This is a genomic window from Porphyromonas crevioricanis, from assembly GCF_900476255.1.
In the GTDB taxonomy this organism is placed as follows: domain Bacteria; phylum Bacteroidota; class Bacteroidia; order Bacteroidales; family Porphyromonadaceae; genus Porphyromonas; species Porphyromonas crevioricanis.
In genome coordinates, this window is sequence record NZ_LS483447.1 from 1,603,033 (window position 1) to 1,628,473 (window position 25,441).

Consider the following 25,441-nt stretch of genomic DNA (forward strand, 5'->3'; position numbering starts at 1 on the left):
ATTCGGCTGTTAGGCGTTAATACCAAGTCTTTTATTGAAGTCTTGGAGCACTTCCAAGACATTGGACTTCACATTTACGTAATCCTTTATCCCTGCTTCCTGCAACTCCGGCATACAAGCAGGAGCTCCGGCTACTACAAACTCGGCACGACCATTGAGGTAGCGATATGCCGGTATGGCATAAGTTGCATACTCATCATCACTGGAGCATAGACAAACAATGTCTGCTCCTGCTTTCATAGCCGCATCTACCCCCTCTTCAACTGTCTCAAAACCGAGGTTATCTATCAGTTTGTAACCAGCACAAGCAAAGAAGTTTGATGAGAACTGAGATCTTGCCAAGCGCATTGCCAAATTACCGATAGTAAGCATGAAGACAGTAGGAGTTTTTCCACTACGTTCGGTAGAGAGGCGAAGGTCCTCAAAATCCGAAGCCGCACGAGAGAAGGACAGAGCCTCGATAGTACTGTTGCATCCTCCACAGCCACAGCCATGTTTGCCCGCAGATTTTTCCTCTGTTTGGGCAACCTTACCAGCAACCAATTCGGTGAAATTGGGGAACTGGTTCGTTCCTAGCAAGCTTTCTTTGCGGCGAGCTACAGCCTCATGTCGCTTGGCGTTAGAAGCGTTTACAGCTGCCTGCACTTTGCCTTCATTAGCTTGCTTGCAGAAACCACCATCTTCAATAACAGAGAGGAAGAGTTTCCAGCCTTCAGTGGCTATACTGTTAGTAAGATGTTCGATATAATACGATCCGGCAGAAGGGTCTATCACCTTGTCGAAATTACATTCCTCTTTGAGCAGAAGTTGCTGATTTCGAGCAATACGTTCGGAGAATTCGTCCGGTTGCTGATATATGCCATCAAAAGGGAGTACTGTAATGGAATTTACACCACCCAAGGAGGCGGACATTGTTTCTGTTTGCGTACGAAGGAGGTTGACATAGGAGTCGTATAGAGTCTTATTCCAAGTTGTGCTTATGGCGTGCATATAAATCTTAGCCGCATCCCCCTTGTATTGATCACCATAGGCCCCTACTATTTCAGCCCATAGCCATCGAGCAGCTCTGAACTTGGCTATCTCCATGAAATAGTTGGTCCCCACACCAAAATTAAACTGTATACGTCTACCAAGTGTGTCTATCGAATACCCCTCATCTGAGAGGGTATCAAGCAATTGTTGTCCCCAAGCTAAAGCAAACCCCAATTGTTGAGTAATATAGGCACCGGCATCAGCCAGTAGATAGGCATCTATATGCAGCACACGGAAACCGGGTATCGGCTCTACTGCAAGTAGAATTTCCTTGGCTGTGGTAGCCCAGTCTTCCTTGACTACACCTCGTACAAGTTGTTTTTTGAAGGGATTGTAATTGATTGATCCACGGCATGCAGCAGGATCTTGAGATTTAGCGGAGAGATACTCAGCCAAAGCCTTAGCCAGCTTTACAACAACTGACTGGCAACAACTGAAATGTAGTTCAACAGCTTCGGGGACAATGTCTTTGAGCAATTTTTCTAAAGCCTCTACGGTTGTCTGGTCTCTTTTAAGCTTGAATCCCAAAGCCGTAACACCTCTCTGTAACAAATCCAAAGCTTTGATATTGGCTTCGGATAGGTCTTCTACTACCAGGTCTTGGCGAACTGTCCACTCATTGTCCATACGTGTTGAGCGCACGTAAGGGAATTGAGCCGGCAGGTTTTTCGCTGTGTTCAACCCCTCTATATCCTCCATTCTGTAGAAGGGGTAAAGATCGAAGCCTTCGGGAGTGCGCCACACCAACTTTTTGTCGAATGGGGCACCCTTGAGGTCGGCCGTGATTTTGGCCACCCATTCATCAGTTGTAATAGGCGGGAAGTCACTGAGGAGCTTCTCTTTTTTGTTTGCCATAATTGATAACTATTTAGTGGATTATTTAGGTTGTTTGTTTCAGTTGAACTACAAATCATTGGGCATGAGCTTGTACCCTATGCTTTGTACTTCAGAAATAAGGCGAAGTAAGTTGCCTCCCAAGATAGCCTTGAGCTCCGCTGTGCTATGACCTCGTCTGAGCAGTTCGATCGTGATCCGTATTAAGTCTGCCTCGTTGCGACATCCGGGAAGATCTGTCCCTCCATCGAAATCACTTCCGATGCCAACGGCTTCTATCCCTACCAATTCAATGATATATTCAATATGATCTACAGCATCGAACAATGTGGCTTTGTCAGCTTCTTTATTGAGAAAACCTGGGTAGAGACAAACTTGTATCACTCCTCCTTTTTGCGCAATTGCCCGAATCAATTCATCAGGCAAATTTCGAGGATGATCAGCTAAAGCTCTCACAGAAGAATGCGATGCTAAGATGGGAGCTTTGCTACATTCCAGCACTTGGCTTATAGTACTGTCGGCAGCATGAGAAACATCAATGGCAATACCCAGCCTATTCATTTCGGCTATGGCATAACGCCCCAAAGAACTCAGCCCCTTGTGAGTCTGGCAAGACCGTGAAGATGAGTCACATAACTGATTATCTCCATTGTGACACAGGGTGATATAAGCCACTCCCAGTTCTTTATACTTGCGCAGCAAGCTAAGATCATTTCCTATTGCGTAGCCATTCTCAATAACAGGCATAATTGCTTTCCGACCTCTGCGCTTAGCTCGTAAAATATCTATAGGAGCCCTAGCTATGCACAATTTGTCGGGAGCTAAGCGAGAGAGAGCATGAATTCCCTCTAATAGACGAGTTGCATTCTGTTCGACTTTTGAAAAATCGCTATCAGACAAGTCTCCTTGTGGCAGATAAGCAGCCATCAATACGGCATCAACATGCCCAGCCTGCATCTTAGGTAGATCTACCAGACAGTCTGTATCCAAGTCAAAGCGAGGAGATTTTTCGAAATGCATTGGCGTATCCACATGTGAGTCGACAACGGCTACATGACGATGAATCGTACGAGCACGCCGATACAAGTCAGCTTCCTCTATCAAATGAGTAAAGAGCGACGACTGCCGCTCTTTGTCCACGCCTCCATAGATCATCTGTTCGGGATGCCATTGTACGGAGAAGATTGCCTTTTCTGGATAGGCTTCCATTGCCTCATTTATCCCGTCTAGGGCAACAGCTGTCTCTGTAAATTTGGGCGGCACACTCTTTACAGCTTGATGATGCAAACTGTTTACCCAAAGTTCCCCTTGTGGATATAGTAAACGAGATAGCAAACTGTCGGGTCGCTTATCCAACAGTATGCGATGAGCATACTGCTGTTTAGGGAGTTTGGGATTGTGTCCCAAGACAGAAGAGGAGGTTTGATATTGGGAATAGATATCCTGATAAATTGTACCGCCGAATGCGGCTGCAAGAAGTTGATGCCCTCGACAAATACCGAATATGGGGATATTGCGACGGGCTGCCAGGCGAATTAATTCTAAGTCATAGCGATCTCGTTCCGGACAAACCTCTCCAAGGTGTTGCTTAGCATCCTCACTCAAATAATACGGGTATATGTCACCTCCTCCACTTACTAAAAGGCCGTCGATAGAGTCGAGATAAGTTTCGATTACCGCCTCATCGTCAGTAAGTGGTAAAATAAAAGGGGTTCCTCCGGCTTGGATGACAGCATCACTATAAGCTCGGCTTAGGCATGACCCCAAAATATCGTTGTAATTGGCAGATATACCAATACGAGGAGAGCCCCCCGTGGGGGATGCTGTTCGCAAACATTTTGAGCGTGTTTGCTCGATTTTGCGATAAAGTCCTTCGTCAGGCATCAATCCGGGCATAAGTGGCATTCTCTTCGATAAAGGTACGCCTTGGGGCTACTTCATCTCCCATGAGCATGGAGAAGACCTCGTCAGCATCTTGTGCGTTCTCTATCGTTATCCTGCGAAGAGTCCGATTGTCTGGATTCATGGTTGTTTCCCACAGCTGGTCATCGTTCATTTCCCCAAGACCCTTGTATCGTTGTATATGTACTTTGCTTTCATCTCCATCTGCAAACCGAGACACAAAGTCGTGTCGCTGCTTGTCGTCCCAACAATACTGTTGTTCCTTCCCTTTTTTACAGAGATAGAGAGGCGGAGTAGCTATATACACGTATCCTTTTTCAATGAGAGGCCTCATGTTGCGGAAAAGGAATGTGAGGATAAGGGTCGCAATGTGACTACCATCGACATCGGCATCAGTCATGATGATAATCTTATGATACCGCAGCTTGGACAAATTCAACTCTTTACTGTCTTCTTCTGTCCCGATTGTTACCCCCAAGGCCGTGTAGATATTGCGTATTTCTTCACTCTCTAATACACGGTGTGGCATTGCTTTTTCCACATTCAAGATTTTACCTCTCAGAGGCAAAATGGCCTGAAACTCTCTGTTGCGACCCTGCTTAGCTGTTCCACCTGCTGAATCTCCCTCAACGAGGAATAGCTCGCATAGTGCTGGATCTTTAGAAGAACAGTCACTCAACTTGCCCGGCAATCCTCCTCCGGCCAAGGGAGATTTCCGCTGTACCATTTCCCGTGCCTTACGGGCAGCGTGTCTGGCTGTAGCTGCAATAATTACTTTGTCAATAATCAGCTTGGCCTCTTTGGGGTGTTCTTCCAGATAATTTTCTAGCGCCTCACCAACGGCCATATCCACAGCTCCAATTACTTCGGTGTTCCCCAGTTTTGTTTTGGTTTGCCCTTCAAACTGGGGCTCTGCAACTTTGATACTGACCACGGCTGTGAGCCCTTCTCGGAAGTCATCTCCCGATATCTCTACTTTCACCTTGTCCAGCATTTTGGAGTCGGTTGCATATTTTTTGAGCGTACGTGTCAAACCTCGGCGGAAACCTGCAAGATGCGTACCCCCTTCTATAGTGTTAATATTATTGACATAGCTGTACACATTCTCCTGATAAGTCGTATTGTAGGTCATGGCCACCTCTACGGGGATGCCCTGCTTCTCCGTTACCAGATGGATAATATCGTTTACAAGAGATTCTTTGGAGCGATCTAGATAGGTTACAAACTCTTTCAACCCCTCTCTAGAGAAGAACTCTTCTCTGCGTGGATTTCCTGATTCATCTCTGTCTCGTTCATCAATGAGGGTGAGAGAGAGACCTGCATTGAGGAATGCCAACTCTCGGAGACGGTTCGATAAAATACGCCACTCATAGACAGTGGTAGAGAAAATTGTCGGATCTGGTTTAAAGGAGACAATAGTACCGGTGTCATGAGCTTCCCCTTCTGTACGAATTGGAGCCATTGGTTTCCCACGCTCAAATTCTTGGATGTAGATATGTCCCTGTCGATGTACTTCAGCCTTGAGATAGGTGGACAAAGCGTTTACACAAGAAACCCCTACACCATGTAAACCTCCAGAAACTTTATAACTGTCTTTGTTGAATTTTCCTCCAGCATGAAGCACCGTAAGCACTACTTCCAAGGCACTTCGCTGCTCTTTTTCGTGCAAATCTACTGGGATCCCTCGGCCATTGTCCTTTACACGAATGGAATTGTCCTGACAAATGGAAACCTCTATATGCGTACAATGCCCGGCCAAGGCTTCATCAATAGAATTATCCACCACCTCGTACACTAGATGATGCAAACCTTTCTCCCCCGTGTCTCCAATATACATCGCCGGACGTTTACGCACGGCTTCAAGTCCTTCCAGTACTTGGATGCTACCGGCCGAATATTCTTCTTCGGGCGGAGTCAGGTTGTTTTCCTCGATCATATTATTGATTTGGCTGATTTTATACTTCTGTTACAACAGCACAAAGGTAACAAAACGAAGATAAATTACCCAGTCTATACTTACTCCTACACATTTACAGAATACTGTTTGAGAAATCTCTTTTCGCATCATCAAAAAGTCTCTTTCCTCTGCATTCATTACGATTTTATTCTTAGACCCATATTTACATATCTACAACTTGCGAATTACCACAATGCTGACAAGCTCAGATATCACCGAAAACAGTAAAAATTCTCTTCTGAAGAAACAAACACTTTCTCCCGTGTTGGCAAAAATTCTCTCAGGAGATAAATTCGAATCCTCTCAGAATACCCTATTCATCGGCTCCTTTGAAGTGTCCTCAAAATTGATTTTTCGTTCTTTTACAAGGACTATTACTGCATTTTGGCTATTAAATCCTACCCGGAAAATATGAAGAATGGCCTCTCTCCACAGAAAGAGAGACTTCAACCTCCATATATCTTTCCTTAATGAGATGTTTCTAGATGGCTTCCCAATACAGATATGGAAATGTCTTCAAATTCATTTTGTTGTAATACAAAGAATAGGTACCTTTGGTCGCATAAAACCACAAGATGGGCTCTTTCGGTACCTACCTATAGGTAAATCCGGGCGATTCGTTGAGTGGTGGCAGAATATCAATTACAACACAAATGTTATAATGGCTAAAATCAGAGGAGCTGTGGTGGTAAATACCCAGCGTTGTAAAGGCTGTAATCTCTGCGTTGTGTCTTGCCCGGTCAAGGTACTCGAGCTGCACCCGCAGGAAGTGAACGACAAGGGCTATCATTATGCCTATATGAAAAATCCAGAAGATTGTATCGGTTGCGCAAGCTGTGGTACTGTTTGCCCCGACGGTTGTATTACTGTCTATAAGGTGAAGTTGTAAATTTCTAAATTGCTAATTGCTGCAAATCATGGCAGGAGAAGTAAAATTGATGAAGGGCAATGAAGCCCTTGCTCATTCAGCTATATTGAATGGTACGGATGGATACTTTGGATATCCCATCACCCCTCAGTCGGAAGTGTTGGAGACGCTTACAGAGCAGGCTCCTTGGAACACCACAGGTATGGTCGTATTACAAGCCGAAAGTGAAGTGGCTGCCATCAACATGGTGTATGGTGGAGCTTCTTGTGGTAAGCGAGTGATGACTTCGTCTTCCAGCCCCGGCGTCAGCCTCAAGCAAGAGGGCATAAGTTATTGTGCAGGAGCTGAATTGCCTTGCCTTATCGTCAATGTGATGCGTGGAGGCCCCGGCCTTGGTACAATTCAACCCAGTCAGGCAGACTATTTCCAGAGTGTGAAAGGCGGTGGTCATGGTGACTACAGACTTATCACTTTGGCTCCCTATTCTGTGCAAGAGATGGTAGATTTTGTTGAGTTGGGATATGACTTGGCTTTCAAATATCGTAACCCATCTCTCATTTTGTCCGATGGCATTATTGGACAGATGATGGAGAAAGTTGTTCTTCCTGAACAAAAGGCTCGTCGTACAGAAGATGAAATACGTACAGAATGTCCTTGGGCAACGCTCGGACGTAAGGGAATGCGTGAGAAGAATTTCATCACGTCTCTTGAGCTTGACTCAGCGGTGATGGAGCAAAACAACAAACGCTTCCAAGCTAAGTATGCTGAAATCGAAGCCAAAGAAGTGCGTTATGCTGAATATCAGACAGAAGATGCTGAATACCTGTTGGTTGCTTTCGGTTCTTCTGCTCGTATTTGTATGAAAGTGCTCCAGCTGGCTCGTGAGCAAGGTATCAAAGTTGGCCTGCTCCGTCCGATCACCCTTTGGCCATTCCCGTCTAAGGTACTGGCTGAGTATGCCAATCGTGTGAAGGGTATGCTTTCTGTGGAGTTGAATGCTGGCCAGATGGTAGAGGATGTTCGTTTGGCTGTGAATGGAAAAGTTCCCGTAGAGCACTACGGGCGCATGGGAGGTATGATATTTACCCCCGATGAAGTATTGGAGGCACTCAAAGCCAAGCTGATAAAATAAATGATAGCTCTATAAGTTGTCCGACTTCTCTACCCCTTTGGTAAAAGATGAACAATCCCAAACTCGGTCGTCTGGTAACATTTCTCACAATATTGTTCCTAACACTTGTGGTCGCCACTTTTGTGTCTTACTTTTTGTGGAGACAAACTCCGGCGATTTTTGTCACTCTGGGGTTTTGTGCTATCGGAGTGAGAGTGGCCACTTATCTGATCAATCATTTCAATCGTTAAATCTCCAAATAATCAAACACAATGGATATCAAGGATATTATCAAGCCTGAGAACTTGGTGTACAAAAAGCCAGAACTTCTCAATGATATAAACATGCACTACTGCCCGGGTTGCAGCCATGGCGTAGTACATAAACTGATTGCCGAAGTGATCGAAGAAATGGGTCTTACCGAAGATGCCATTGGTATAGCACCCGTAGGTTGTGCTGTATTTGCATACAAGTACATCGATATTGATTGGCAAGAAGCTGCTCACGGCCGCGCTCCCGCCTTGGCAACAGCTACTAAGCGTCTGTTACCTAACAAGCTCGTATTTACCTACCAAGGAGATGGAGACTTGGCCGCTATTGGTACAGCAGAGACAATTCATGCTTGTAACCGTGGTGAAAATATTGTGATTGTATTTATCAACAATGGTATCTATGGTATGACAGGAGGTCAAATGGCCCCGACTACCCTCGAAGGTATGCCCACTGCGACTTGTCCGGCAGGGCGCAATGTTGAGCTCAACGGATATCCTCTGAAAATCTCTGATTTGCTCGCCCAATTGGATGGAACTTGCTATGTAACACGTCAATCCGTACACACGGCAGCCGCTGTTCGTAAGGCAAAGAAAGCTCTCATGAAAGCTTTCCAAAACTCTATGGATCGCAAGGGCACCTCTGTAGTAGAAGTTGTTTCTACTTGTAATTCCGGCTGGAAAATGTCCCCTTCGGCTTCCAACGAATGGATGGTAGAACATATGGCCAAGAAATATCCTTTGGGAGATCTCAAAGACATAGAATAATAATCATTACAATCCCAATATTATGACATACGAAATAGTGATTGCCGGCTTTGGAGGACAAGGCGTGCTGTCTATGGGTAAAATACTGGCTTATTCCGGTCTAATGGAGAACAAAGAGGTTTCTTGGATGCCTTCTTATGGTCCAGAACAGCGTGGTGGCACATCCAATGTAACTGTAATCGTAAGCGATGATGCTGTAAGCTCTCCAGTCGTGAATGAATATGATATCGTTATCGTATTGAACCAACCTTCTATGGACAAATTTGAACCTAAAGTGAAGAAGGGAGGAATTCTCATATACGATCCAAATGGTATACATCGCAAACCATCTCGTACAGATGTGAGCATTTATGAAGTAGATGCTACGGATGAGTCTATGGCAATGGGTAACCAGAAAGCTTTCAATATGATTGTACTTGGGGGTATGCTTAAGGTTGCACCCATGGTTACCATAGAAAGTGTTGTTGCCGGTCTGCGCAAGTCTCTCCCTGAGCGTCATCATAAACTCATTCCGATGAATGAAGATGCCATCAAGAGAGGGATGGATATTATTCGCAAGACTAATTAAGACTCTTGAGTCAACAACCTTTTGTAGGTTGTTTTGACAATCAAACAATAGAGATGAGGCCGACCCGTTAGAGGGTCGGCCTCTCTTTTTCTCTGGATCAAAAAAATTATGAAGAAAGCCTATTGTATGAACTACCAAAGGATCCTTTTCGGCAATGTTTTGAGGGCTGAGCCTTGCAGGATGTAGAAATTAAAAGCATTGAGAATGAAAAGAGAAAGGAGAGAGCTTCGAGCATGAGGCCAAGCCCAAACGTTAATGAAAAAGCATCAAGTATTGTATTTGCAGTATCAATTAAGCATAACCTCTTAATCTGCTCCTCCAAAGTCTTTCATTGTCTCAGTATGTTGTGTAGTATCAGTTAAGTGTAATCTTATTTTTGGAGGATGTATTTTACTTGACCAATCTCACATATCTATAGATTCCGATAAATGTCAAAAAGAAAATAAACGTTGTATTATATGAGGGGTATTGGAGATATGATGTAATAGTTTAATTTTGTGCTGAGAGCGGTAGCATTGGGCTATTGCAGGAACGTAAAAAACGAAAGGAAAAGAAGATGAAGAAATTTGCATGGTCATTTGTAGCACTCATGGTGATGTTGGTGGCTTTCTCAGCTTGTAGTAGTGACGACCCTACTCCACGTCCGAACACAATTCCCAAAGAGATAGCTGCTACAGGTACAAAGGCTCTGGATTTGGCAGGTAACAAACAAATCTCTGACTATATCGAGTTCTCTTTAGATGATTTCAAAGAGCTCTCCCAAATAGGCAAGGAGAACTATGGGTGGATAGAGAAAATATCTGTAGATATCAGTAGTGGCGCAATGCGTGAATTCAACTTCCAACTACCAGGTGATGTGGAATTGAGTGATGTGGAGGTTGCTTGTGCAGATCAAACCATATCAGTAGGATCTATTAAGGAGTCTGGCCCTGTGAGGATTGGTAACATGGCATCCGAGGAGATCAGGTTTTATGAGACTATTCTGAATGAAGTTGCCAAAAGAGGAAAAGCCAAGATCTCGTTCAAGATGAATTTGAGTAAGCCTATGATTTCGATCCCGGGCAAAGTTTCTGTTACTATTTCTGCACTCTTTTCCATGAGAGATGAAATGAAATAACGATTAAATCTTTGGAGAAGAAAAGGTGTAGCTTGGCTCATCTCTTTCATTCAAAAAGGAAACCAACGGCAGATTTCTAAGCCCGGAGGTTTCCTTTTTTTTTACTCAACGGATCCAATATCGTACCTTTGCATGGCTCCGCCCCGACAGGGAACAAGACTAATACCAACTTCTCTACAGAAGCCGATGGGTGGGTATGAAATACAAAGAGTGATATATGGCAAATCGGCAAAATACAGGCAGAAAGAAAATAAATAGCAATAAGGGAAAGTCTCGAGATACCCAAAAGTCAAAACGAGGCAAAGGCTTCAAATGGCCGGTATCTGAAGGGTCGATAACTGGATTTATTGTTGGTTGTGTTCTCGTATTCTTAGCCTTGTACGGATTTTTGGCGTGTTGTTCATTCTTCTTCACCGGAGGGATGGATCAGTCATTGGTGATTGACAGAGGGTTGGCACAGCCCACAGAGGTGGAATCCGCACATAATATTTGCAGCACAATGGGAGCTCGTCTATCTCATTGGTTGATCAATGACCAATTTGGCTTGGGGAGCTTTTTTCTTCTTTTTCTTCTTCTGTCAATAGGAGCCAAACTGATTGGATTCGACAAAATCGAAAACTCTCGTTTCAAGATAAATCTCGTTAGTCGAATCATTTTTTCCTCTGTAATGTGCGTATACATATCGCTACTTATGGGCTGGATTACAAATCGCTTTTTAGGTGATGGATTTATCCTGTGGGGAGGAGCACATGGATCGCTATGGGCAGGCAAATTGGACGGCTACATAGGCGTTCCTGGTATGCTCTTGTTACTTAGCTCTTTGGCAATCGTTATAAGTGTATTCTATAGCACAGAAAATATTCGCAGGTATCGGAGTTTAGCCAAATTAGGAAACAAGAAGACTTCTCCAGTAGGTTCGATAGAGGAAACAGAACTCCCAATCGAAGACCTTTCCGGAGCTGGAGAAAATCAGAAAAAAGAGAGTTTGGAAACAGATTTCACGGAACTTGATTCATCTCACTATTCTGGAGAAGTGGACAAGCTTAAAGGTATTTCTACTATAGAGGAGAGTTCTATTCAGTCAGCTTCTCCACAAATGGCTCCCATACCTGAAAAAATGCAGATAGATGGAGTGGAGATTGAGATAGCAAAGGGAGAGGAGCCTTGCGATCTCTCAGATATAGAGGCAGAACAGGAGAAAGCCGGCCGTTGGATGCACCTAAGGTCATACACCATACCTTCAGTGGAATTGCTCAATGAGCCGGAAGATTCAGCTCCACAGTATGACCAAAAGGAAATTGAATACAACAAGGAGCGAATCATATCCACCTTGGATAGTTTTAAGATAAAGGTTTCCATGGCCAAGGTGACAGTTGGCCCCACAATCACCCTATATGAAGTAATCCCTGAGCCAGGCATCAAGATCTCTCGCATACGCTCCATGGAAGATGACATTGCAATGAGTCTAAAAAGTGAGGGAATACGTATTATTGCCCCTATGCCCGGAAAAGGAACTATTGGGATAGAGGTTCCCAATTCTCAACCTCGTACCGTGCCGATGCGCTCGGTATTGGCTTCAAAGAAGTATCAAGAATCAAAGTTTGAACTGCCTATAGCCATCGGTAAGACAATCACCAATGAGGTATTTATGTTTGACCTGACAAAAATGCCTCACCTCTTGATAGCAGGAGCAACAGGTCAAGGCAAGTCAGTCGGGTTAAATGCTATGATAGCTTCCTTGTTGTTCAAAAAAAGGCCTGAAGAGCTCAAGTTCGTGTTGGTAGACCCGAAGATGCTGGAATTTTCTCTCTATGAGGGAATAGAGCGACATTTCCTTGCGAAACTCCCTGATGCCGAACATGCCATTGTAACGGATATGTCTATGGTTGTCCCTACTCTCAAATCCCTTTGTGTGCTGATGGATGAGAGATACAAGTTGCTCACCAGAGCAAGGGTACGCAACATAAAAGAATACAATGAACTATTCAAGGCAAAGAAACTCTCTCCGCTGCAGGGGCATGAATTTATGTCTTATATCGTACTGATCATAGACGAGTTTGCAGACTTGATCATGACAGCAGGTAAAGAGGTGGAGATGCCTATCACACGTATTGCCCAAAAAGCGAGAGCAGCTGGTATACACATGGTGATTGCAACACAAAGGCCCACAACCGATATTATCACAGGAGTAATTAAGGCAAACTTCCCTGCTCGTATTGCATTCAAGGTATTTAGTGCAGTGGATTCTCGCACAATCCTCGACCAAAATGGAGCAAACCAACTTGTCGGAAGAGGAGATATGCTTTTCAACCAAGGGAAAGAAACAATCCGACTGCAATGTGCCTTTATGGATACTCCGGAAAGTGAACAGCTTGTAGAAAAAATCAGTATGCAGGAAAGTTTTGGTTCAGCCTATCTACTCCCAGAAGCTCCTGTAGAGAAGGAGGAAAGAGTCGTGAGCGGTTCTCACCAAGAGCTCGATCCCATGTTTGCAGAAGTTGCAAGAATGGTTGTATCAACACAACTCGGCTCTACATCCAACATTCAGCGACGATTCAACATCGGATACAATCGAGCAGGACGTCTCATGGATCAACTTGAGGCAATGGGTATTGTATCGGCACAGGATGGGAGCAAGCCACGACAGGTATTAATCCAAGACGAAATGAGATTAGAAGCTATATTGGGAAATGCCGATGAAGAATAAATCTGACACTCCATCTATTGTCATAGATACTAAACGTAGGAACAAATAAAGACTCTAACCCTAACAGAGAAGGACTAAAATGATACAGATAGGTGATACTTACAATTGCTCAACTTTCGTAAATGAAAAGAATACAGCTGCAGCAATGTTCTCTGGAGATTTGGCTGTATTTTCCACCCCTTCTATGGCCGCTCTCATGGAGCAGGCAGCCCTCACTTTACTTAGCAAACATCTGTCAGCCGAAGATACTTCCGTAGGCATTGCCCTGAATATAACTCACAGCAAAGCCAGTAAACTGGGAGCTGAAATTACTGCAACAGCTACCGTAACGGCCATAGATGGCAGAAAGATCAGCTTCGATGTAGAGGCTTGGGATCCAGATGGTCTTATTGGAAAGGGGACGCATGAGCGCTTTGTAGTGAATCGAGAGCGTTTCTTGAGCAAGCTCTAACTCTTTTATCCCCCTCGCTCTAATCAACAACGTATTTCCAATATCCATGAAAAGGAAAAGAAATATTTTGCTTGTCTGGATGATTATTCTATTCTCCAGCTTATCAGCAGCTTACGCCCAGAATGCAGTACAGCTATTGCGCAAAAGTGCTTCGGCCTTGGGTATGAATAGAGGTGTTTCTGTGAGCTACGAATCCTCTTTCTTTGACAATAGAGGTCGTGGAATAAGCAGTAGTAAAGGTCGCTTGGATGTGTTGGGCAAAAAGTTTCGTTTGCAAGATGCAGTAACAGCTGTCTATGATGGTAAGAGTCTGACATTCTACAATAAGGAGGATAACACACTGAATATTTCATCTCCGACCTCAGACGAACTGGCACAAATAAATCCTCTGGTTTTGCTTGATCAACCCGATGGAGGATTTCATGTCTTTGATTTGCCAGAAACAAAACTAGGCCCTGTGATCGGACTTACACCTAAACAAAAGAGTAACTTCTCCCAAATAGAAGTCTGTCTCAATAGAGAAAATAATCTACCCCTGTACATAAAGGTTTCTCTTACAGATAGGAGCTATATCTCCATCAAGATAATGGGAGTTGTTCCTATGCCAAGTCTTGCAAAATACTCCTTTAAGATTGATCCCAAAGACTATCCAAAGGCTGAGATTATAGATCTCAGGTAAGTTCCAATAGAAAATTTAGCTGAACGAATATAGTAACCAAACTCAATTTAAGTCAATCGTCTATGAGTTTCCTAACAAACGAAAAACTGACTATTGTCGGTGCTGCCGGTATGATCGGCTCCAACATGGCCCAAACAGCTGCCATGATGCGTCTAACTCCGAATCTTTGCCTATACGATCCCTTTTCTCAAGGTCTCGAAGGTGTGGCAGAAGAGATTCGCCACTGTGGCTTCGAAGGCCTGAATCTTACCTATACCTCCGATATCAAAGAGGCTCTTACCGGAGCTAAATTTCTTGTTTCTTCTGGTGGAGCACCTCGGAAAGAGGGGATGACTCGTGAAGATCTTCTGAAAGGGAATGCTACCATAGCGGCTCAACTGGGAAAAGATATCAAGGCTTATTGCCCAGATCTAAAACATGTTGTAATTATTTTCAACCCAGCTGACATAACGGGGCTTATAACACTTATCGAAAGCGGTCTCAAACCCTCACAAGTTACTACTCTAGCTGGATTGGATAGCACCAGATTACAGAGCGAATTGGCCAAACACTTCGGCATAGAACAAAGTAAGGTTACCAATTGTCGCACCTATGGAGGTCATGGGGAACAGATGGCCGTATTTGCCAGCACTGCTCAAGTAGATGGACGGCCTCTTACTGATTTGATCGGTACTGACAAACTTACAGAGGAGGAATGGGTTGCTCTGAAACAAAGAGTAATTAAAGGAGGTGCCAACATTATCAAGCTCCGTGGCAGATCGTCTTTCCAAAGCCCGTCCTATGTGTCTATTGAAATGATCAGGGCAGCAATGGGAGGCGAAGCATTCCGCTGGCCAGCAGGTTGCTATGTGAATATCCCCGATTTCCAACACATTATGATGGCTATGGAGGCCCATATTGATAGCAATGGTGTCTCTTTTGCTCCTATCAAAGGAACAGATGCAGAGATACAGGAACTCAAAAAGAGCTACTTGCATCTGAGCAAACTCCGGGACGAAGTAATCGCCATGGGCATTATCCCACCTGCAGAAGAATGGGGGAAAATTAACCCCAATCTGTAAGTAGTTATTCCCTAAATAACTTTTCTGATATTCAGCGAATTATTCTACAAAACTCCTTTGATAAATCTGCAAGTTTTCTTATCCCTATACTAAGAGACTTGCAGATTTTCATGATTAAAGGGGCAATTCGATACGACTTTCGAGCCTTTGTATTATCAGAACAATGGTCGCCCTGGAAGCCAATTCATTCGATGTGTGGATTGTTGCTTCTCGGATATCTTCGTAATCTCTCGGACGAATCCGTCGTGGAGCAATGGAGTGAAAAAGCTTAGCTCCCGCATCAAAATCGCATTGAGCATGGTTGTCGTGGGTTGACTCGAACCAGTTTCTTCTGAATACGAGGTATTGAAGACTTCATATTGCTTTTCAGTGGCTCTATAATGAGTAAAGCTGATCTCTTGAATGCTATCCATAATCTACGCTATATTCTTCGTTCTCTCGCACGAGACATCCAGAGCCGAAGAGTGGCGCAACCTATTCTCTATCAACTTACTTCGATAACGAAAGATTTGTCCATAGCAAAAGGAAATCCAAAAGCCATTGAGAGACCACTCAAAAGCTTAGTTGCTTTCGATGTGCTCATTAGATGCTTCCCAGAAAAGATGCCGAGCGATCGACAAAAAGATACCGAGTAATCGAGAGAATTGAGTGCTTATCAAAATGGTAAGCGGGCACCATTTGCCAATGCTTTCCCGCTAAAAAAGGCTAGGCAATCTAGCCTAAGCAAGAAAAACCGACCTGCCTCAAAACTCTCTCTCCCTTTTGAATGGGGATTTAGAGTGTGAGGCAGGTCCTTTTTTGTGTCTACTGTCTGACTTGTTTACAAAGATTCCATACAATGACCCTTACAAATAAGCCAAGTACTCACCACTTCTCCAGATGAATGATATCATCATACCCTTTACGTCTCTTCTCTCTAGAGGGGTCGGTTGAGTAACCAAGTAGGACATCAAACAACACCCGTTTAGAATCGGGGATACCCAGAGTTTTTCGGATCTTTTTCTCGTCTATCCATCCCAGAATACAGCTACCCAGCCCTTCGGCTGTAGCCGCCAAGGTTAGGTGAGATAGAGCAATGCCGATGTCGAAGTGAGCAAAGTGCATTTTCTTGATTAGATTGCCCATGGCAGCCGTAAAGTTAGCCCGATCCTCCACCACAATGATATGTACTGGAGCCTGGTAGGAGAAATGATTAAGACCAAGCAATTTGGAACTGCAGGCTGAAGCAATCTCGTGTCGCTTGGCCTCATCTGTTACCACAACAAAGCTCCATGGCTGAGAATTACACGCAGAGGGAGCCAAACGAACAGCTCGCATAATGCGAGTTATTACCTCCGGATCCACCGGACGAGTATCGTAAGCCCTGTCGCTCTGTCGCCTATTGATCAGATCATATATGTATGTATCCTGTTTCATTATTGAAGATAAGCCTGCATCTTACTTAGATATTTGCCAACAATATCAAACTCTAGATTAACGACCGATCCAACCTTTATATCACGAAAATTGGTGTTATCGTGTGTGTAAGGTATAATAGCGACCCGGAAAGATTGCAGTTCAGAATCACAAACAGTGAGACTTACTCCGTTCACGGTTATAGATCCTTTTTCCACTGTCATATAGCCTTTACGAGCCATTTCCCGATCTAATTCGTACTCGAAAGTATAGTACCAACTGCCATCCAATTGTTTCAGATCCACACATTTGGCTGTTTGGTCTACGTGCCCCTGCACGATGTGCCCATCGAGACGTCCTCCTATGAGCATTGAACGCTCGAGATTTACAGCATCTCCAACTTTCAGTAATCCCAAATTGGAGCGATCCAAAGTTTCTTGAATGGCTGTCACCGTGTAGGTGCTCTCCGTCTTGCGCACCACGGTGAGACAAACCCCATTGTGGGCAATAGACTGGTCAATACTCAACTCTGATACAAAGCTGCAACTGAGAGTGAGATCTATATTTGTACCGTTGCGTTCGATGGCCTCCAATCGACCACATTCTTCTACAATACCTGAAAACATAGCTTCTGATTGATATTAGGATTAGTTTGTATTCTCTTTATTCTTGTTGATTGTCTCGTTTGATCTGCTCCAGGGCTTTGGCCAAAGAGTGTTTGATTCTTCTACTCTTCGGTTTGAGTTTCAATGCCTTCTTATAGTTCCGCAATGCAGCTTCGTACTCCCCTACTTCCATGCACATTTGCCCCATATCGGTAAATTCATCGGCAAAACTACGAAGCAACAGCTCCTGCTCTCTGAGTTGCTCGCGGAGCTGTTGTAGCTCTTGTTGCATTGTAGTTAGTTTGCCCAACTTGTAGCGCAACAAGCGGTTCGGAAGCCGATCTGTAAAGATATTCGCCTCTCCTAAAGCCTCAGCAAATAGAAGCGAAGCACTTTCCAGTTTGCCTGCATTACATAGTCTGGCCACATGTACGAATTTGCGTTCGGCTTCGGCTTGTATCAAAGCCAAAGAGATTTGCTCTTGGTTGTTAGCTGTGCGATAGAAATCAATTACCTCCTTCCTCACAATTATACCGAAGGGATTGAATGCTAGTCGCAGAACAATACCTTCCAGAGATCGACACCTGCTCAAAGCTACATACGCCTGCCCCGCCGCAAAGCTCCCTCCGGAGAAATCTATGACTACCCTATCGAAAGTAAGTCCTTGACTTTTGTGTATCGTAATAGCCCAAGCCAATTTAAGAGGGAACTGCTGAAAGCTACCAATTACCTCGCTTTCTATACTTTGCGTCTCTTCGTCATATCTATACTTTACGTTGTTCCATACAGACATCGACACTCGCACTGTATGTCCATCCTCTTTTTTTACGATAATAGAAGAGACATCATCATCGATCTCCTCTATTACCCCTACACTGCCATTTACCCATTGATGATTTGGGTCATTTTGCACGAAAATCACTTGAGCCCCTAGTTTGAGGCGCAATTCCAAATCTGTTGGCAAAGTCCGTTCTGGCATTTCACCATTGATAATCCCCAAACAAATAACCTCTTTTCCTTCTCGACGAGACAGGTGATACTCATTGATCTCATTCACTCGTTTTCTCGTGTTGCAGAGGGTTATAATCATCTCCCCCTCATTGATCCGATAATCTCGTATGAAGCGTCCATTGAGCATATCGACATCACTTTGGGTTGGCATCCCGATGCGGATCCTATCTAAGAGCTGTACAAAGCCCGAATCTTCTTGCCGGTATACGGTCTTTAATTCGATTGGAACAATCGCTGCATCGGAAAAGACTTTGGCAGAGAAAAAGTATTGGTTGGGATAAAAACGATCGAGGATTTCCTTTTCGTCCGGACTTATCACGGGCTCCAACTGGTATAAGTCTCCGACAAATAAAAGCTGTACTCCGCCGAATGGAAGCAGAGGTTTCCCTCTCACTTTTCTCAATACCTTATCCATCGCATCGACCAAGTCGGCTCTCACCATAGATACTTCGTCTATTACGATTAGCTCCACCTTGCGCAATATCTTTTTCTCATCGGCTTTAAGTCTTTTTGTCATCGTTTTGATGATCTTGAAATCATCAGGTAAGAAAGGTTCCAAAGGAAGATGAAAGAAAGAGTGGATGGTTTGCCCACCTACATTAAGAGCTGCCAATCCAGTTGGAGCGAGTACTATATGTTGTTTCTTGGTATTTGCACAGATGTAACGAAGCAGCGTTGATTTTCCCGTACCGGCTTTACCTGTGAGGAAAACATTGCAGTTAGTCGAATTGACTAACTGTAAGGCATAACTCATCTCTGCATTTTCGGGATCAGGAGAGAGTAATCCGGGTACTGTATTTTTTTTTTCTTTGGCAGGCATTTGGCACAAAGGTACAAACAAAGGTTTGCGGATATTGCCTCTCAAATAACTGTGAACACGAAAGAGAGAGATAAAGAGGGGAATAAGAACAAAAATCTTTAGTCTGATCGCATAATCTTTTGCCACATATCAAAATAGGTATATAGAGTTTCTGTACTTTTGCAGTCGAATTGATCTAACTAATCAGGTAAAACAAATAATGAAGAACATCCTTATTATCGGATCCACCGGACAGATAGGTTCGGAGCTGACAATGGAGTTAAGACGCCGCTATCCCAACGGCAACGTAGTTGCAGGGTATATTCCCGGGGCTGAGCCTAAAGGCGAGTTGCTTGAGAGTGGCCCTTCTGCTGTAGTCGATATCACCAATGCAGCCCATATTGCGGAGGCTGTGGATAAGTACAAAGTAGATACGATCTACAATTTGGCTGCTCTACTCTCAGCTGTAGCCGAAAATAAGCCCCAATTGGCGTGGCACATTGGTTTGGGTGGTCTCTTCAATACACTTGAGGTTGCCAGAGAAAAAGGCTGTGCAGTGTTCACTCCAAGCTCTATCGGAGCATTTGGCGATGATACTCCCAAAGACAAAACACCTCAAGACACAATCCAGCGTCCTAAGACGATGTACGGTGTGACAAAAGTTTCGGGAGAATTGCTCAGCGACTACTATTTCAAGCGTTTTGGTGTAGATACCAGATCCGTACGTTTCCCCGGACTCATATCTAATGTGACACCTCCGGGTGGTGGTACAACGGATTATGCAGTAGATATCTACTACGCAGCCGTGAAAGAAGGACGCTTTGTTTGTCCCATAAAGCAGGGTACATATATGGATATGATGTATATGCCCGATGCACTGAATGGGGCTATCGAACTGATGGAAGCAGACCCGACTCGATTGAAGCACCGTAATAGCTTCAACATTGCCTCAATGAGCTTTGCTCCAGAACATATTGCAGCAGCAGTCAAGAAGATTATACCCGATTTCGAGATGCTCTATGATGTAGACCCTTTGCGTCAGGGTATTGCAGAGTCTTGGCCAAACTCTCTTGATGATAGTTGTGCCAGAGCAGAATGGGATTGGGCTCCCAAATATGACCTGGATAGTATGTCGCAAGACATGATCAAGGTATTAAAGGCTCGTTTCGGAAAATAATAAAAAAGTCTCCTCTTTTTCATTCTCTCTACAGGACGTTTGTAGAGGTTTCCGAGAAAAGAATAATAGGCAGCTTGCTTGGGGAAAACTCCCAAGTAAGCTGCTTTTTTATGTCTCCTATTCAAGGTATTTCGCAGGTTCTGAGAGATGCAGAAAGCCTCCCCCCAGGGAGATAAGGTAAATAGGTTACGGAATAAACCTATAGTAAAGTGTTGAGATGCAGATTTGGGGTCGTATTTCCCCTGACAACTTTCCAGATATGATTTTAGCTCAAAAAGATGTGTTTTTCCATCATTTTTATACTATTTATGTAAACCACTTATTGGTTTTTAGGGCCTGAAAAGAGACCTATTCGTCTTTAATTTTTCTCTCATTTCTGTCCTCTACGGGTTCTATTTTTTCGTGACACGGGAGAAAACAAAAATTCTCTCCTGAGGAAAAAAAATCTCTCTCCTGTGTTAGCAAAATTTTTCTGAGGAGAGAAATTCGACCCTCTCAGAATCCCGATGAATAGGGCTTTTTAGAAGAGCATTCACCTCCCCAAAAAGGGAGAATATTGAGTCCAATATTCAGGCCCTTTTTCTTTGATTTTTTTCTTGCTTAGATCTTCGATCGTTTTTACATGAATATACATTACGCAATGTTGGAAAAGGATACTGTGCCTTGTGCAATAGTCTCAATAGATGACAGAGCTCAATTTGAGAGCTACTGTATAGTGGAATGTTTATAAAGCCTCCTCTCTCCCGATCACTTTACCTCTACAAATCTCTACGTATCACACACAATATGACTCTCGCTACATTGGTATTGATTTTTAGGTTTCCAAACAGGAGAAAAAAACTCTCCACACTTCAGACTTCTGATTCTGAAGTGTGGAGAATAACGAGAAGATAGGAGCAGAAACTGCTATCCTCTACCATAAAGGTATTTATCTAGGGGTACTCTTAATACTCTTGATAATGGGATATACCTGTGAGTACAAAGGTTCCGATATTTCTTTTACTTCAGTTATTCCTCTAAAGTCTGAAGGGGAAAAGTATTTCATCAATTGCAGATAGAAAACTTTACCCTTCGCATCCTCATGGATATACAACTGGAGAGGATTATTGTGGGCATCAGGAGCATCGGCAAGACCTTCAAAGTCATTTTCATCGAACATTCTCATGATTTCGGCTTCGTTCACCAAGTTTCTATCGAATTTTTTGATTGCACTTTGGGTAATCTTCCCTCCAGAGGCAATATTGAAATAGTCTTCCCCTCCGAAGTAAGCGGCAAAACCAAAAATCAATATCCCCAAAACAGCCAGAATTCTCACCAAAAGAGATGAGAGAGGCAGTAGGGATGGCATAATCAATAGAATGACACACAGAGCGACCAAGGCATAGTATATGACTTTCTTGATCATGTTTGTCCTCTTCTCAAATTTGTCACTGTTGACATAATACTGATACAAACTCTCAGGATAGTTGCTTGAATTTGTGCTTGTCTCCATTTTACTTTAAGTTTTATTGATTGGTAAATATTCTGCTGTTCAATTTCAGCTCTTGCACTATACTTTTCGTTGTCTCTATACTTGCGGACAATTCTCCTATTGGGGATGTTTTTTTCGTCTGCTTTCCATGCAGAGAGAGGAAACCCTCCGGGATAGGGACAAACAAAGTAAACGTATTTCTCACAAAAGAGCACATTATATCTCGACCATATTGATTTCTCAAAGCCGTTATCCGTAGCATCATAGATGGGGTGAGAATGTATCGAGCCAAAATCTCATCATCTGAATAGACTACAAACTTTCTTTCAAACTCCGGATCTTCCATGAATACCGGTTTGCTACCATGAACACTCTTGAGAGATTGGATCGCTTGTGCCAAGTAATCAATCTTTTCCTCCATATGATCCGGTAAGATGATTACTTTCCCCTCAAAAGATCGATTCAGAGGGATTTGTACAAACATTCCTTTTGCCCCATATCCTGCATCAGGATAGGGAGAAACGATATTTTCCAGCAAATACTTGATCGTTACTAAGAATGCTCCGATTTGACTCTTTTCTAAAGTCGCAGTCTTGCCAAATGACGGAATAACAATATCGTGGGCCGTAATGGTGGGGGAACCATCAGCTGAGGCTAGTTTTACATAACCATAGCTGTGACAAGACTTGATGTGAGCTCTTCCAAAAAGGAGGCTGCCGACAATTTTGCTTCTGCTGAAAGGTGCATGTCCCAAAGAACATTCAACATCAGGATATAAACAGGCAATCACTTTTTGGATCATCGCCTGCTGTGTCTTGCTGATTTGCTTGTACAGACTTGGGAGTACACCGGCACTTATACTAATAAGGAGAAATGCTGGGAGTATTATAACCAAAGCTCGGTTGGCCTCCCAAAAGCTGGGGTAAGGATTTGCCTCGTAATCATGTGCAAGGATATAATTACCCAAGAATACTGCAGAAATGCAGAAAAGGATGTAACAAAGCGATAAGCCAAAAGAAATAGCTCTGGCAACAACGAAAATATGTCGGGTACGTCTTGCTTTGTTCAGGATGTCCGACATTTCTCTGTCGAGTTTTTGTATTCTGTCTCCTGTTTCCATAAGCCTTTATCTTGGTGTCATATCTGTTAGGAAAGAGGTACTTTTTTCTCACTCTGGAATCTGTATCAGTTGTACGGGTTTGTGTTTGGCAAGAGAAGCCACAATGTTTGATGGGAACATACGAATTGTGTTGTTATAACTGACGGCTGCCGCATTGTATGTTCTTCTGATAGCCTGCAATCGATCCTCCACCTCCTCGATCGAATTTTCCAATTTGAGAAATTGGGTGTCAGCTTTCAGTAGCGGATATTTTTCTACCAAGATTGGGAGTTTTGATAGTTCTTGAGAAAGAGCCGTGTCAAGCCCCTGTTTTTCCTCTTTCCTCATCGTTTCAGCGGCAAGGGAACGCAATTCAGTTATTTTCTTCAAAAGATTGTTTTCATATCCAACATATCCTTTAACGGAAGAAACAAGAGCAGGAATCATGTCGCTCCGCTGTTTCAAAGCAACTGAAATACCACTCTCACATTGTTCCAGTTTGTTTTGTCTCGCAATCAACTTGTTATAGGTATAAATCCCCCAAAGTATAATAGTCAACAAAACAACTGTGATGGGAAGAAGTAAAGAAGAACTCATTTAGCATGTATGTATTTAGCTGTTAATCAAAAAGCATGATGGTGCAGGAGAACTTCTACCAGCATTTCCGTTCTATCAGGTTGCATACTTGATCTATCTCCAGACCTGTGCTTGAACTTTCTCTCCCAGGACGTCCGCTGATATAAGCCACCAGATCATCGGGTTTGATCATACCTTCCAGAATCAGATGTTTTAGTGCTGCAGACAGGTTTTCCAAAGAACCTTTTTCCAATGGCTGGTAGGAAGTCCACACCCCGTAGCTGAGAGTGAGTTGTCGGGTTACCCGTTCATTGTAGCATATAGCATAGATGGGGACTTTTCCTCGAAAAGCAGCTAAGACTCGGGCTGTTCGACCAGTAAAACTATCTGTAACAATCGCTTTTACGCCTAATTTGGCAACTGACTTCACAGCCTGTTTAGCAAGAAAAGAAGTTGTATCCAAATCATCGTTCCCGAATGGAACTCGTATGTCATTGGCTTCAAGTTTAGATTTCTCAGCCTCGAGGATAATACGTTTCATTGTCTCTACTGCAGCTTCGGGGTAGCGTCCTTTGGCTGTCTCTCCACTAAGCATCACCGCATCGGTACGATAATATATAGCATTAGCCACATCAGTTACTTCAGCTCGTGTGGGACGTGGGTTTTCTATCATTGTATGCAGCATCTGTGTGGCTACGATTACGGGCTTTTGGTGTTCTACACATTTTCGTATGAGTTGCCGTTGCAGAGCTGGGATTTTCTCTTGTGGTACCTCTATCCCCAAATCCCCACGAGCGATCATCATACCATAGGCGTGTTTCAGTATTTCGTCTGCATTGTCCACCCCCTCCTGATTTTCAATCTTTGCTATGATCTTGATGTGACTGCCAGCAGCATCCAGTATTTTCTGAATGTCCAAAACATCTTGAGCCGAGCGAACAAAGGAATGAGCAATAAAGTCTATATCCTTTCTGATAGCATAATCAATGTACCGTTTGTCTCGCTCTGTCAGTGAGGGCAAATTGATGCGTACTCCTGGCACATTCACACTCTTGCGACTACCGATTTCCCCATCGTTAAGTGCACGGCAATAGAGCCGGTCCTCAATTCGTTCGAGGACCTCTATTTCCAAGATTCCATCATCGATAAGAATACAACTGCCAACATTTACATCTCTCACAAAATTGGTATAGTTCACCGAGAGACACTCTTTGGTAGAAATGGAGCTTGGATCACCCTTTATGTAGAAGTTATCGCCCTCTCTATAGACTATCGGAGACTCTACTGTGGTAGTACGGACCTCCGGTCCTTTGGTATCCATGAGGATTCCCACAAAAGAAGAAATGGATCGTACCCTATCAATGATACGATCCATTCCTTCTTCATCCATATGAGCTGTATTGAGGCGTACAACATTTACTCCGGCATTTATCAGCCGGGTCAGAAAATCTTTTTCGCAACGAAGGTCAGAGATTGTTGCTACAATCTTAGTTTGTTTCATGTATTTGTTCTTTGTTTAAGTACAGATGTAGGAAATAATGGACAGCTAATGTATAAGATTCTAAACCTAAACCTGTAATCGTCCCCTTACAAGCAGAGGCAATGAGAGAACATTGACGAATTTCCTCTCGTGCGGCTGTATTGCTGATGTGCACCTCTATCACCGGCAGCACAATGGAGCGTATAGCATCAGCCAAAGCTAATGATGTATGCGTATAAGCTCCGGCATTGAGGACTATGCCCAAACAGCCGGGATTAGACTCTGCTTCGTAGAGTTTGTCTATGAGAGCTCCCTCGTGGTTACTTTGGTAGTAAAGAATTTTGGTCTGAGGATAGCATTGACGAAGCTCTGCAAGGTAGGAGTCGAAATCTCTCCGACCATATATGTCAGGTTCGCGCCTTCCTAAAGCATTTAGATTTGGGCCATTGAGTATAAGCAGATATTCAGGTGTCATTCTATTTTTTGCTTATTGCCACAAAGATA

22 protein-coding genes and 2 pseudogenes are annotated in these 25,441 nt (G+C 43.6%); 12 read left to right on the forward strand and 12 right to left on the reverse strand.

Features of this window, described 5'->3' with window-relative positions; translation table 11 throughout:
- Positions 1-9: 9 nt before the first annotated feature.
- The 3 genes from mutA to gyrB are packed head-to-tail and all read right to left on the reverse strand — an operon-like array spanning position 10 to position 5,704.
- Entirely contained in the window at positions 10-1,887 is a 1,878-nt protein-coding gene (mutA, locus tag DQN70_RS06985) for a methylmalonyl-CoA mutase small subunit (protein WP_023938626.1), read from the reverse strand.
- 48 nt (positions 1,888-1,935) lie between these two features.
- Complete coding sequence (locus DQN70_RS06990) at positions 1,936-3,762, reverse strand: gamma-glutamyl-gamma-aminobutyrate hydrolase family protein (RefSeq protein ID WP_023938628.1); 1,827 nt, start codon at positions 3,760-3,762, stop codon at positions 1,936-1,938.
- Complete coding sequence (gyrB, locus tag DQN70_RS06995; protein ID WP_023939505.1) at positions 3,743-5,704, reverse strand: DNA topoisomerase (ATP-hydrolyzing) subunit B; 1,962 nt, start codon at positions 5,702-5,704, stop codon at positions 3,743-3,745. Before gyrB ends, DQN70_RS06990 begins: the two co-directional genes overlap by 20 nt.
- A 682-nt stretch (positions 5,705-6,386) precedes the next feature.
- On the opposite strand from gyrB, the gene DQN70_RS07005 reads away from it, so the two are divergent.
- The 11 genes and pseudogenes from DQN70_RS07005 to DQN70_RS07055 form a co-directional block, all read left to right on the forward strand.
- Positions 6,387-6,614: a 4Fe-4S dicluster domain-containing protein gene (locus tag DQN70_RS07005; RefSeq protein WP_023939507.1), complete on the forward strand. Its 228-nt coding sequence runs from the start codon at positions 6,387-6,389 to the stop codon at positions 6,612-6,614.
- 28 nt (positions 6,615-6,642) lie between these two features.
- Positions 6,643-7,725 (forward strand): 3-methyl-2-oxobutanoate dehydrogenase subunit VorB, encoded by a 1,083-nt coding sequence (locus DQN70_RS07010; protein WP_023938636.1) that lies wholly within the window; start codon positions 6,643-6,645, stop codon positions 7,723-7,725.
- 47 nt (positions 7,726-7,772) lie between these two features.
- Positions 7,773-7,955 carry a hypothetical protein gene (locus DQN70_RS07015; RefSeq protein WP_023938638.1) on the forward strand — a complete coding sequence of 61 codons (183 nt, stop codon included), beginning with the start codon at positions 7,773-7,775 and terminating at the stop codon, positions 7,953-7,955.
- 21 nt (positions 7,956-7,976) lie between these two features.
- Entirely contained in the window at positions 7,977-8,741 is a 765-nt protein-coding gene (locus DQN70_RS07020) for a thiamine pyrophosphate-dependent enzyme (protein ID WP_023938640.1), read from the forward strand.
- A 22-nt stretch (positions 8,742-8,763) separates the two neighbouring features.
- A complete protein-coding gene (locus DQN70_RS07025) occupies positions 8,764-9,309 on the forward strand; it encodes a 2-oxoacid:acceptor oxidoreductase family protein (RefSeq protein ID WP_023938641.1) in 546 nt (181 codons plus the stop codon).
- A 556-nt stretch (positions 9,310-9,865) separates the two neighbouring features.
- Positions 9,866-10,426, forward strand: a complete 561-nt coding sequence (locus tag DQN70_RS07030) for a hypothetical protein (protein ID WP_036888769.1) — start codon at positions 9,866-9,868, stop codon at positions 10,424-10,426.
- 217 nt (positions 10,427-10,643) lie between these two features.
- Positions 10,644-13,133 carry a DNA translocase FtsK gene (locus DQN70_RS07035; protein WP_023940463.1) on the forward strand — a complete coding sequence of 830 codons (2,490 nt, stop codon included), beginning with the start codon at positions 10,644-10,646 and terminating at the stop codon, positions 13,131-13,133.
- A 79-nt stretch (positions 13,134-13,212) separates the two neighbouring features.
- The gene (locus DQN70_RS07040; RefSeq protein WP_023940462.1) at positions 13,213-13,584 is read left to right on the forward strand and encodes a thioesterase family protein; all 372 of its coding nucleotides are present in this window, start codon (positions 13,213-13,215) and stop codon (positions 13,582-13,584) included.
- 46 nt (positions 13,585-13,630) lie between these two features.
- Positions 13,631-14,263, forward strand: coding sequence for a LolA family protein (locus DQN70_RS07045; protein WP_023940461.1), 633 nt, complete (start codon positions 13,631-13,633; stop codon positions 14,261-14,263).
- 62 nt (positions 14,264-14,325) lie between these two features.
- A complete protein-coding gene (locus tag DQN70_RS07050; RefSeq protein ID WP_023937789.1) occupies positions 14,326-15,324 on the forward strand; it encodes a malate dehydrogenase in 999 nt (332 codons plus the stop codon).
- 123 nt (positions 15,325-15,447) lie between these two features.
- Positions 15,448-15,593: pseudogene (locus DQN70_RS07055) on the forward strand (transposase); the annotation flags it as partial.
- Between the two features lie 11 nt (positions 15,594-15,604).
- On the opposite strand, the pseudogene DQN70_RS09620 reads toward DQN70_RS07055, so the two are convergent.
- The 4 genes and pseudogenes from DQN70_RS09620 to DQN70_RS07075 all read right to left on the reverse strand — a co-directional run.
- Positions 15,605-15,809: pseudogene (locus DQN70_RS09620) on the reverse strand (ISAs1 family transposase); the annotation flags it as partial.
- A gap of 379 nt (positions 15,810-16,188) precedes the next feature.
- The gene (locus tag DQN70_RS07065) at positions 16,189-16,740 is read right to left on the reverse strand and encodes a nitroreductase family protein (RefSeq protein ID WP_023937786.1); all 552 of its coding nucleotides are present in this window, start codon (positions 16,738-16,740) and stop codon (positions 16,189-16,191) included.
- Positions 16,740-17,345: a riboflavin synthase gene (locus tag DQN70_RS07070; protein WP_023937785.1), complete on the reverse strand. Its 606-nt coding sequence runs from the start codon at positions 17,343-17,345 to the stop codon at positions 16,740-16,742. Before DQN70_RS07070 ends, DQN70_RS07065 begins: the two co-directional genes overlap by 1 nt.
- A gap of 37 nt (positions 17,346-17,382) precedes the next feature.
- Complete coding sequence (locus DQN70_RS07075; protein ID WP_145980606.1) at positions 17,383-19,155, reverse strand: AAA family ATPase; 1,773 nt, start codon at positions 19,153-19,155, stop codon at positions 17,383-17,385.
- Between the two features lie 199 nt (positions 19,156-19,354).
- Between DQN70_RS07075 and DQN70_RS07080 the strand changes: the two genes are divergently transcribed.
- Complete coding sequence (locus DQN70_RS07080) at positions 19,355-20,311, forward strand: NAD-dependent epimerase/dehydratase family protein (protein WP_023937783.1); 957 nt, start codon at positions 19,355-19,357, stop codon at positions 20,309-20,311.
- A 928-nt stretch (positions 20,312-21,239) separates the two neighbouring features.
- On the opposite strand, the gene DQN70_RS09535 is transcribed toward DQN70_RS07080, so the two are convergent.
- The 5 genes from DQN70_RS09535 to DQN70_RS07105 form a co-directional block, all read right to left on the reverse strand.
- A complete protein-coding gene (locus tag DQN70_RS09535) occupies positions 21,240-21,716 on the reverse strand; it encodes a hypothetical protein (RefSeq protein WP_023937780.1) in 477 nt (158 codons plus the stop codon).
- Between the two features lie 100 nt (positions 21,717-21,816).
- The gene (locus DQN70_RS07090) at positions 21,817-22,902 is read right to left on the reverse strand and encodes a DUF3137 domain-containing protein (protein WP_023940452.1); all 1,086 of its coding nucleotides are present in this window, start codon (positions 22,900-22,902) and stop codon (positions 21,817-21,819) included.
- A gap of 48 nt (positions 22,903-22,950) precedes the next feature.
- Entirely contained in the window at positions 22,951-23,478 is a 528-nt protein-coding gene (locus tag DQN70_RS07095) for a LemA family protein (protein WP_023940450.1), read from the reverse strand.
- A 55-nt stretch (positions 23,479-23,533) separates the two neighbouring features.
- Positions 23,534-24,958 (reverse strand): pyruvate kinase, encoded by a 1,425-nt coding sequence (gene pyk / locus DQN70_RS07100; RefSeq protein ID WP_023937777.1) that lies wholly within the window; start codon positions 24,956-24,958, stop codon positions 23,534-23,536.
- Positions 24,945-25,412 (reverse strand): type II 3-dehydroquinate dehydratase, encoded by a 468-nt coding sequence (locus DQN70_RS07105; RefSeq protein ID WP_023940448.1) that lies wholly within the window; start codon positions 25,410-25,412, stop codon positions 24,945-24,947. The genes pyk and DQN70_RS07105 overlap by 14 nt, the downstream gene beginning before the upstream one ends.
- Positions 25,413-25,441 lie beyond the last annotated feature (29 nt).

Coding starts and splice junctions, on each gene's coding strand:
- pyk (WP_023937777.1), bottom strand. CDS start 24,958: ATGAAACAAACTAAGATTGTAGCAACAATCTCTGACCTTCGTTGCGAA.
- DQN70_RS07090 (WP_023940452.1), bottom strand. CDS start 22,902: ATGGAAACAGGAGACAGAATACAAAAACTCGACAGAGAAATGTCGGAC.
- DQN70_RS06990 (WP_023938628.1), bottom strand. CDS start 3,762: ATGCCCGGATTGATGCCTGACGAAGGACTTTATCGCAAAATCGAGCAA.
- DQN70_RS07095 (WP_023940450.1), bottom strand. CDS start 23,478: ATGAGTTCTTCTTTACTTCTTCCCATCACAGTTGTTTTGTTGACTATT.
- DQN70_RS07040 (WP_023940462.1), top strand. CDS start 13,213: ATGATACAGATAGGTGATACTTACAATTGCTCAACTTTCGTAAATGAA.
- gyrB (WP_023939505.1), bottom strand. CDS start 5,704: ATGATCGAGGAAAACAACCTGACTCCGCCCGAAGAAGAATATTCGGCC.
- DQN70_RS07005 (WP_023939507.1), top strand. CDS start 6,387: ATGGCTAAAATCAGAGGAGCTGTGGTGGTAAATACCCAGCGTTGTAAA.
- DQN70_RS07020 (WP_023938640.1), top strand. CDS start 7,977: ATGGATATCAAGGATATTATCAAGCCTGAGAACTTGGTGTACAAAAAG.
- DQN70_RS07010 (WP_023938636.1), top strand. CDS start 6,643: ATGGCAGGAGAAGTAAAATTGATGAAGGGCAATGAAGCCCTTGCTCAT.
- DQN70_RS09535 (WP_023937780.1), bottom strand. CDS start 21,716: ATGATCAAGAAAGTCATATACTATGCCTTGGTCGCTCTGTGTGTCATT.
- DQN70_RS07070 (WP_023937785.1), bottom strand. CDS start 17,345: ATGTTTTCAGGTATTGTAGAAGAATGTGGTCGATTGGAGGCCATCGAA.
- DQN70_RS07030 (WP_036888769.1), top strand. CDS start 9,866: ATGAAGAAATTTGCATGGTCATTTGTAGCACTCATGGTGATGTTGGTG.
- DQN70_RS07075 (WP_145980606.1), bottom strand. CDS start 19,155: ATGCCTGCCAAAGAAAAAAAAAATACAGTACCCGGATTACTCTCTCCT.
- DQN70_RS07035 (WP_023940463.1), top strand. CDS start 10,644: ATGGCAAATCGGCAAAATACAGGCAGAAAGAAAATAAATAGCAATAAG.
- DQN70_RS07045 (WP_023940461.1), top strand. CDS start 13,631: ATGAAAAGGAAAAGAAATATTTTGCTTGTCTGGATGATTATTCTATTC.
- DQN70_RS07050 (WP_023937789.1), top strand. CDS start 14,326: ATGAGTTTCCTAACAAACGAAAAACTGACTATTGTCGGTGCTGCCGGT.
- DQN70_RS07015 (WP_023938638.1), top strand. CDS start 7,773: ATGAACAATCCCAAACTCGGTCGTCTGGTAACATTTCTCACAATATTG.
- DQN70_RS07105 (WP_023940448.1), bottom strand. CDS start 25,412: ATGACACCTGAATATCTGCTTATACTCAATGGCCCAAATCTAAATGCT.
- mutA (WP_023938626.1), bottom strand. CDS start 1,887: ATGGCAAACAAAAAAGAGAAGCTCCTCAGTGACTTCCCGCCTATTACA.
- DQN70_RS07065 (WP_023937786.1), bottom strand. CDS start 16,740: ATGAAACAGGATACATACATATATGATCTGATCAATAGGCGACAGAGC.
- DQN70_RS07025 (WP_023938641.1), top strand. CDS start 8,764: ATGACATACGAAATAGTGATTGCCGGCTTTGGAGGACAAGGCGTGCTG.
- DQN70_RS07080 (WP_023937783.1), top strand. CDS start 19,355: ATGAAGAACATCCTTATTATCGGATCCACCGGACAGATAGGTTCGGAG.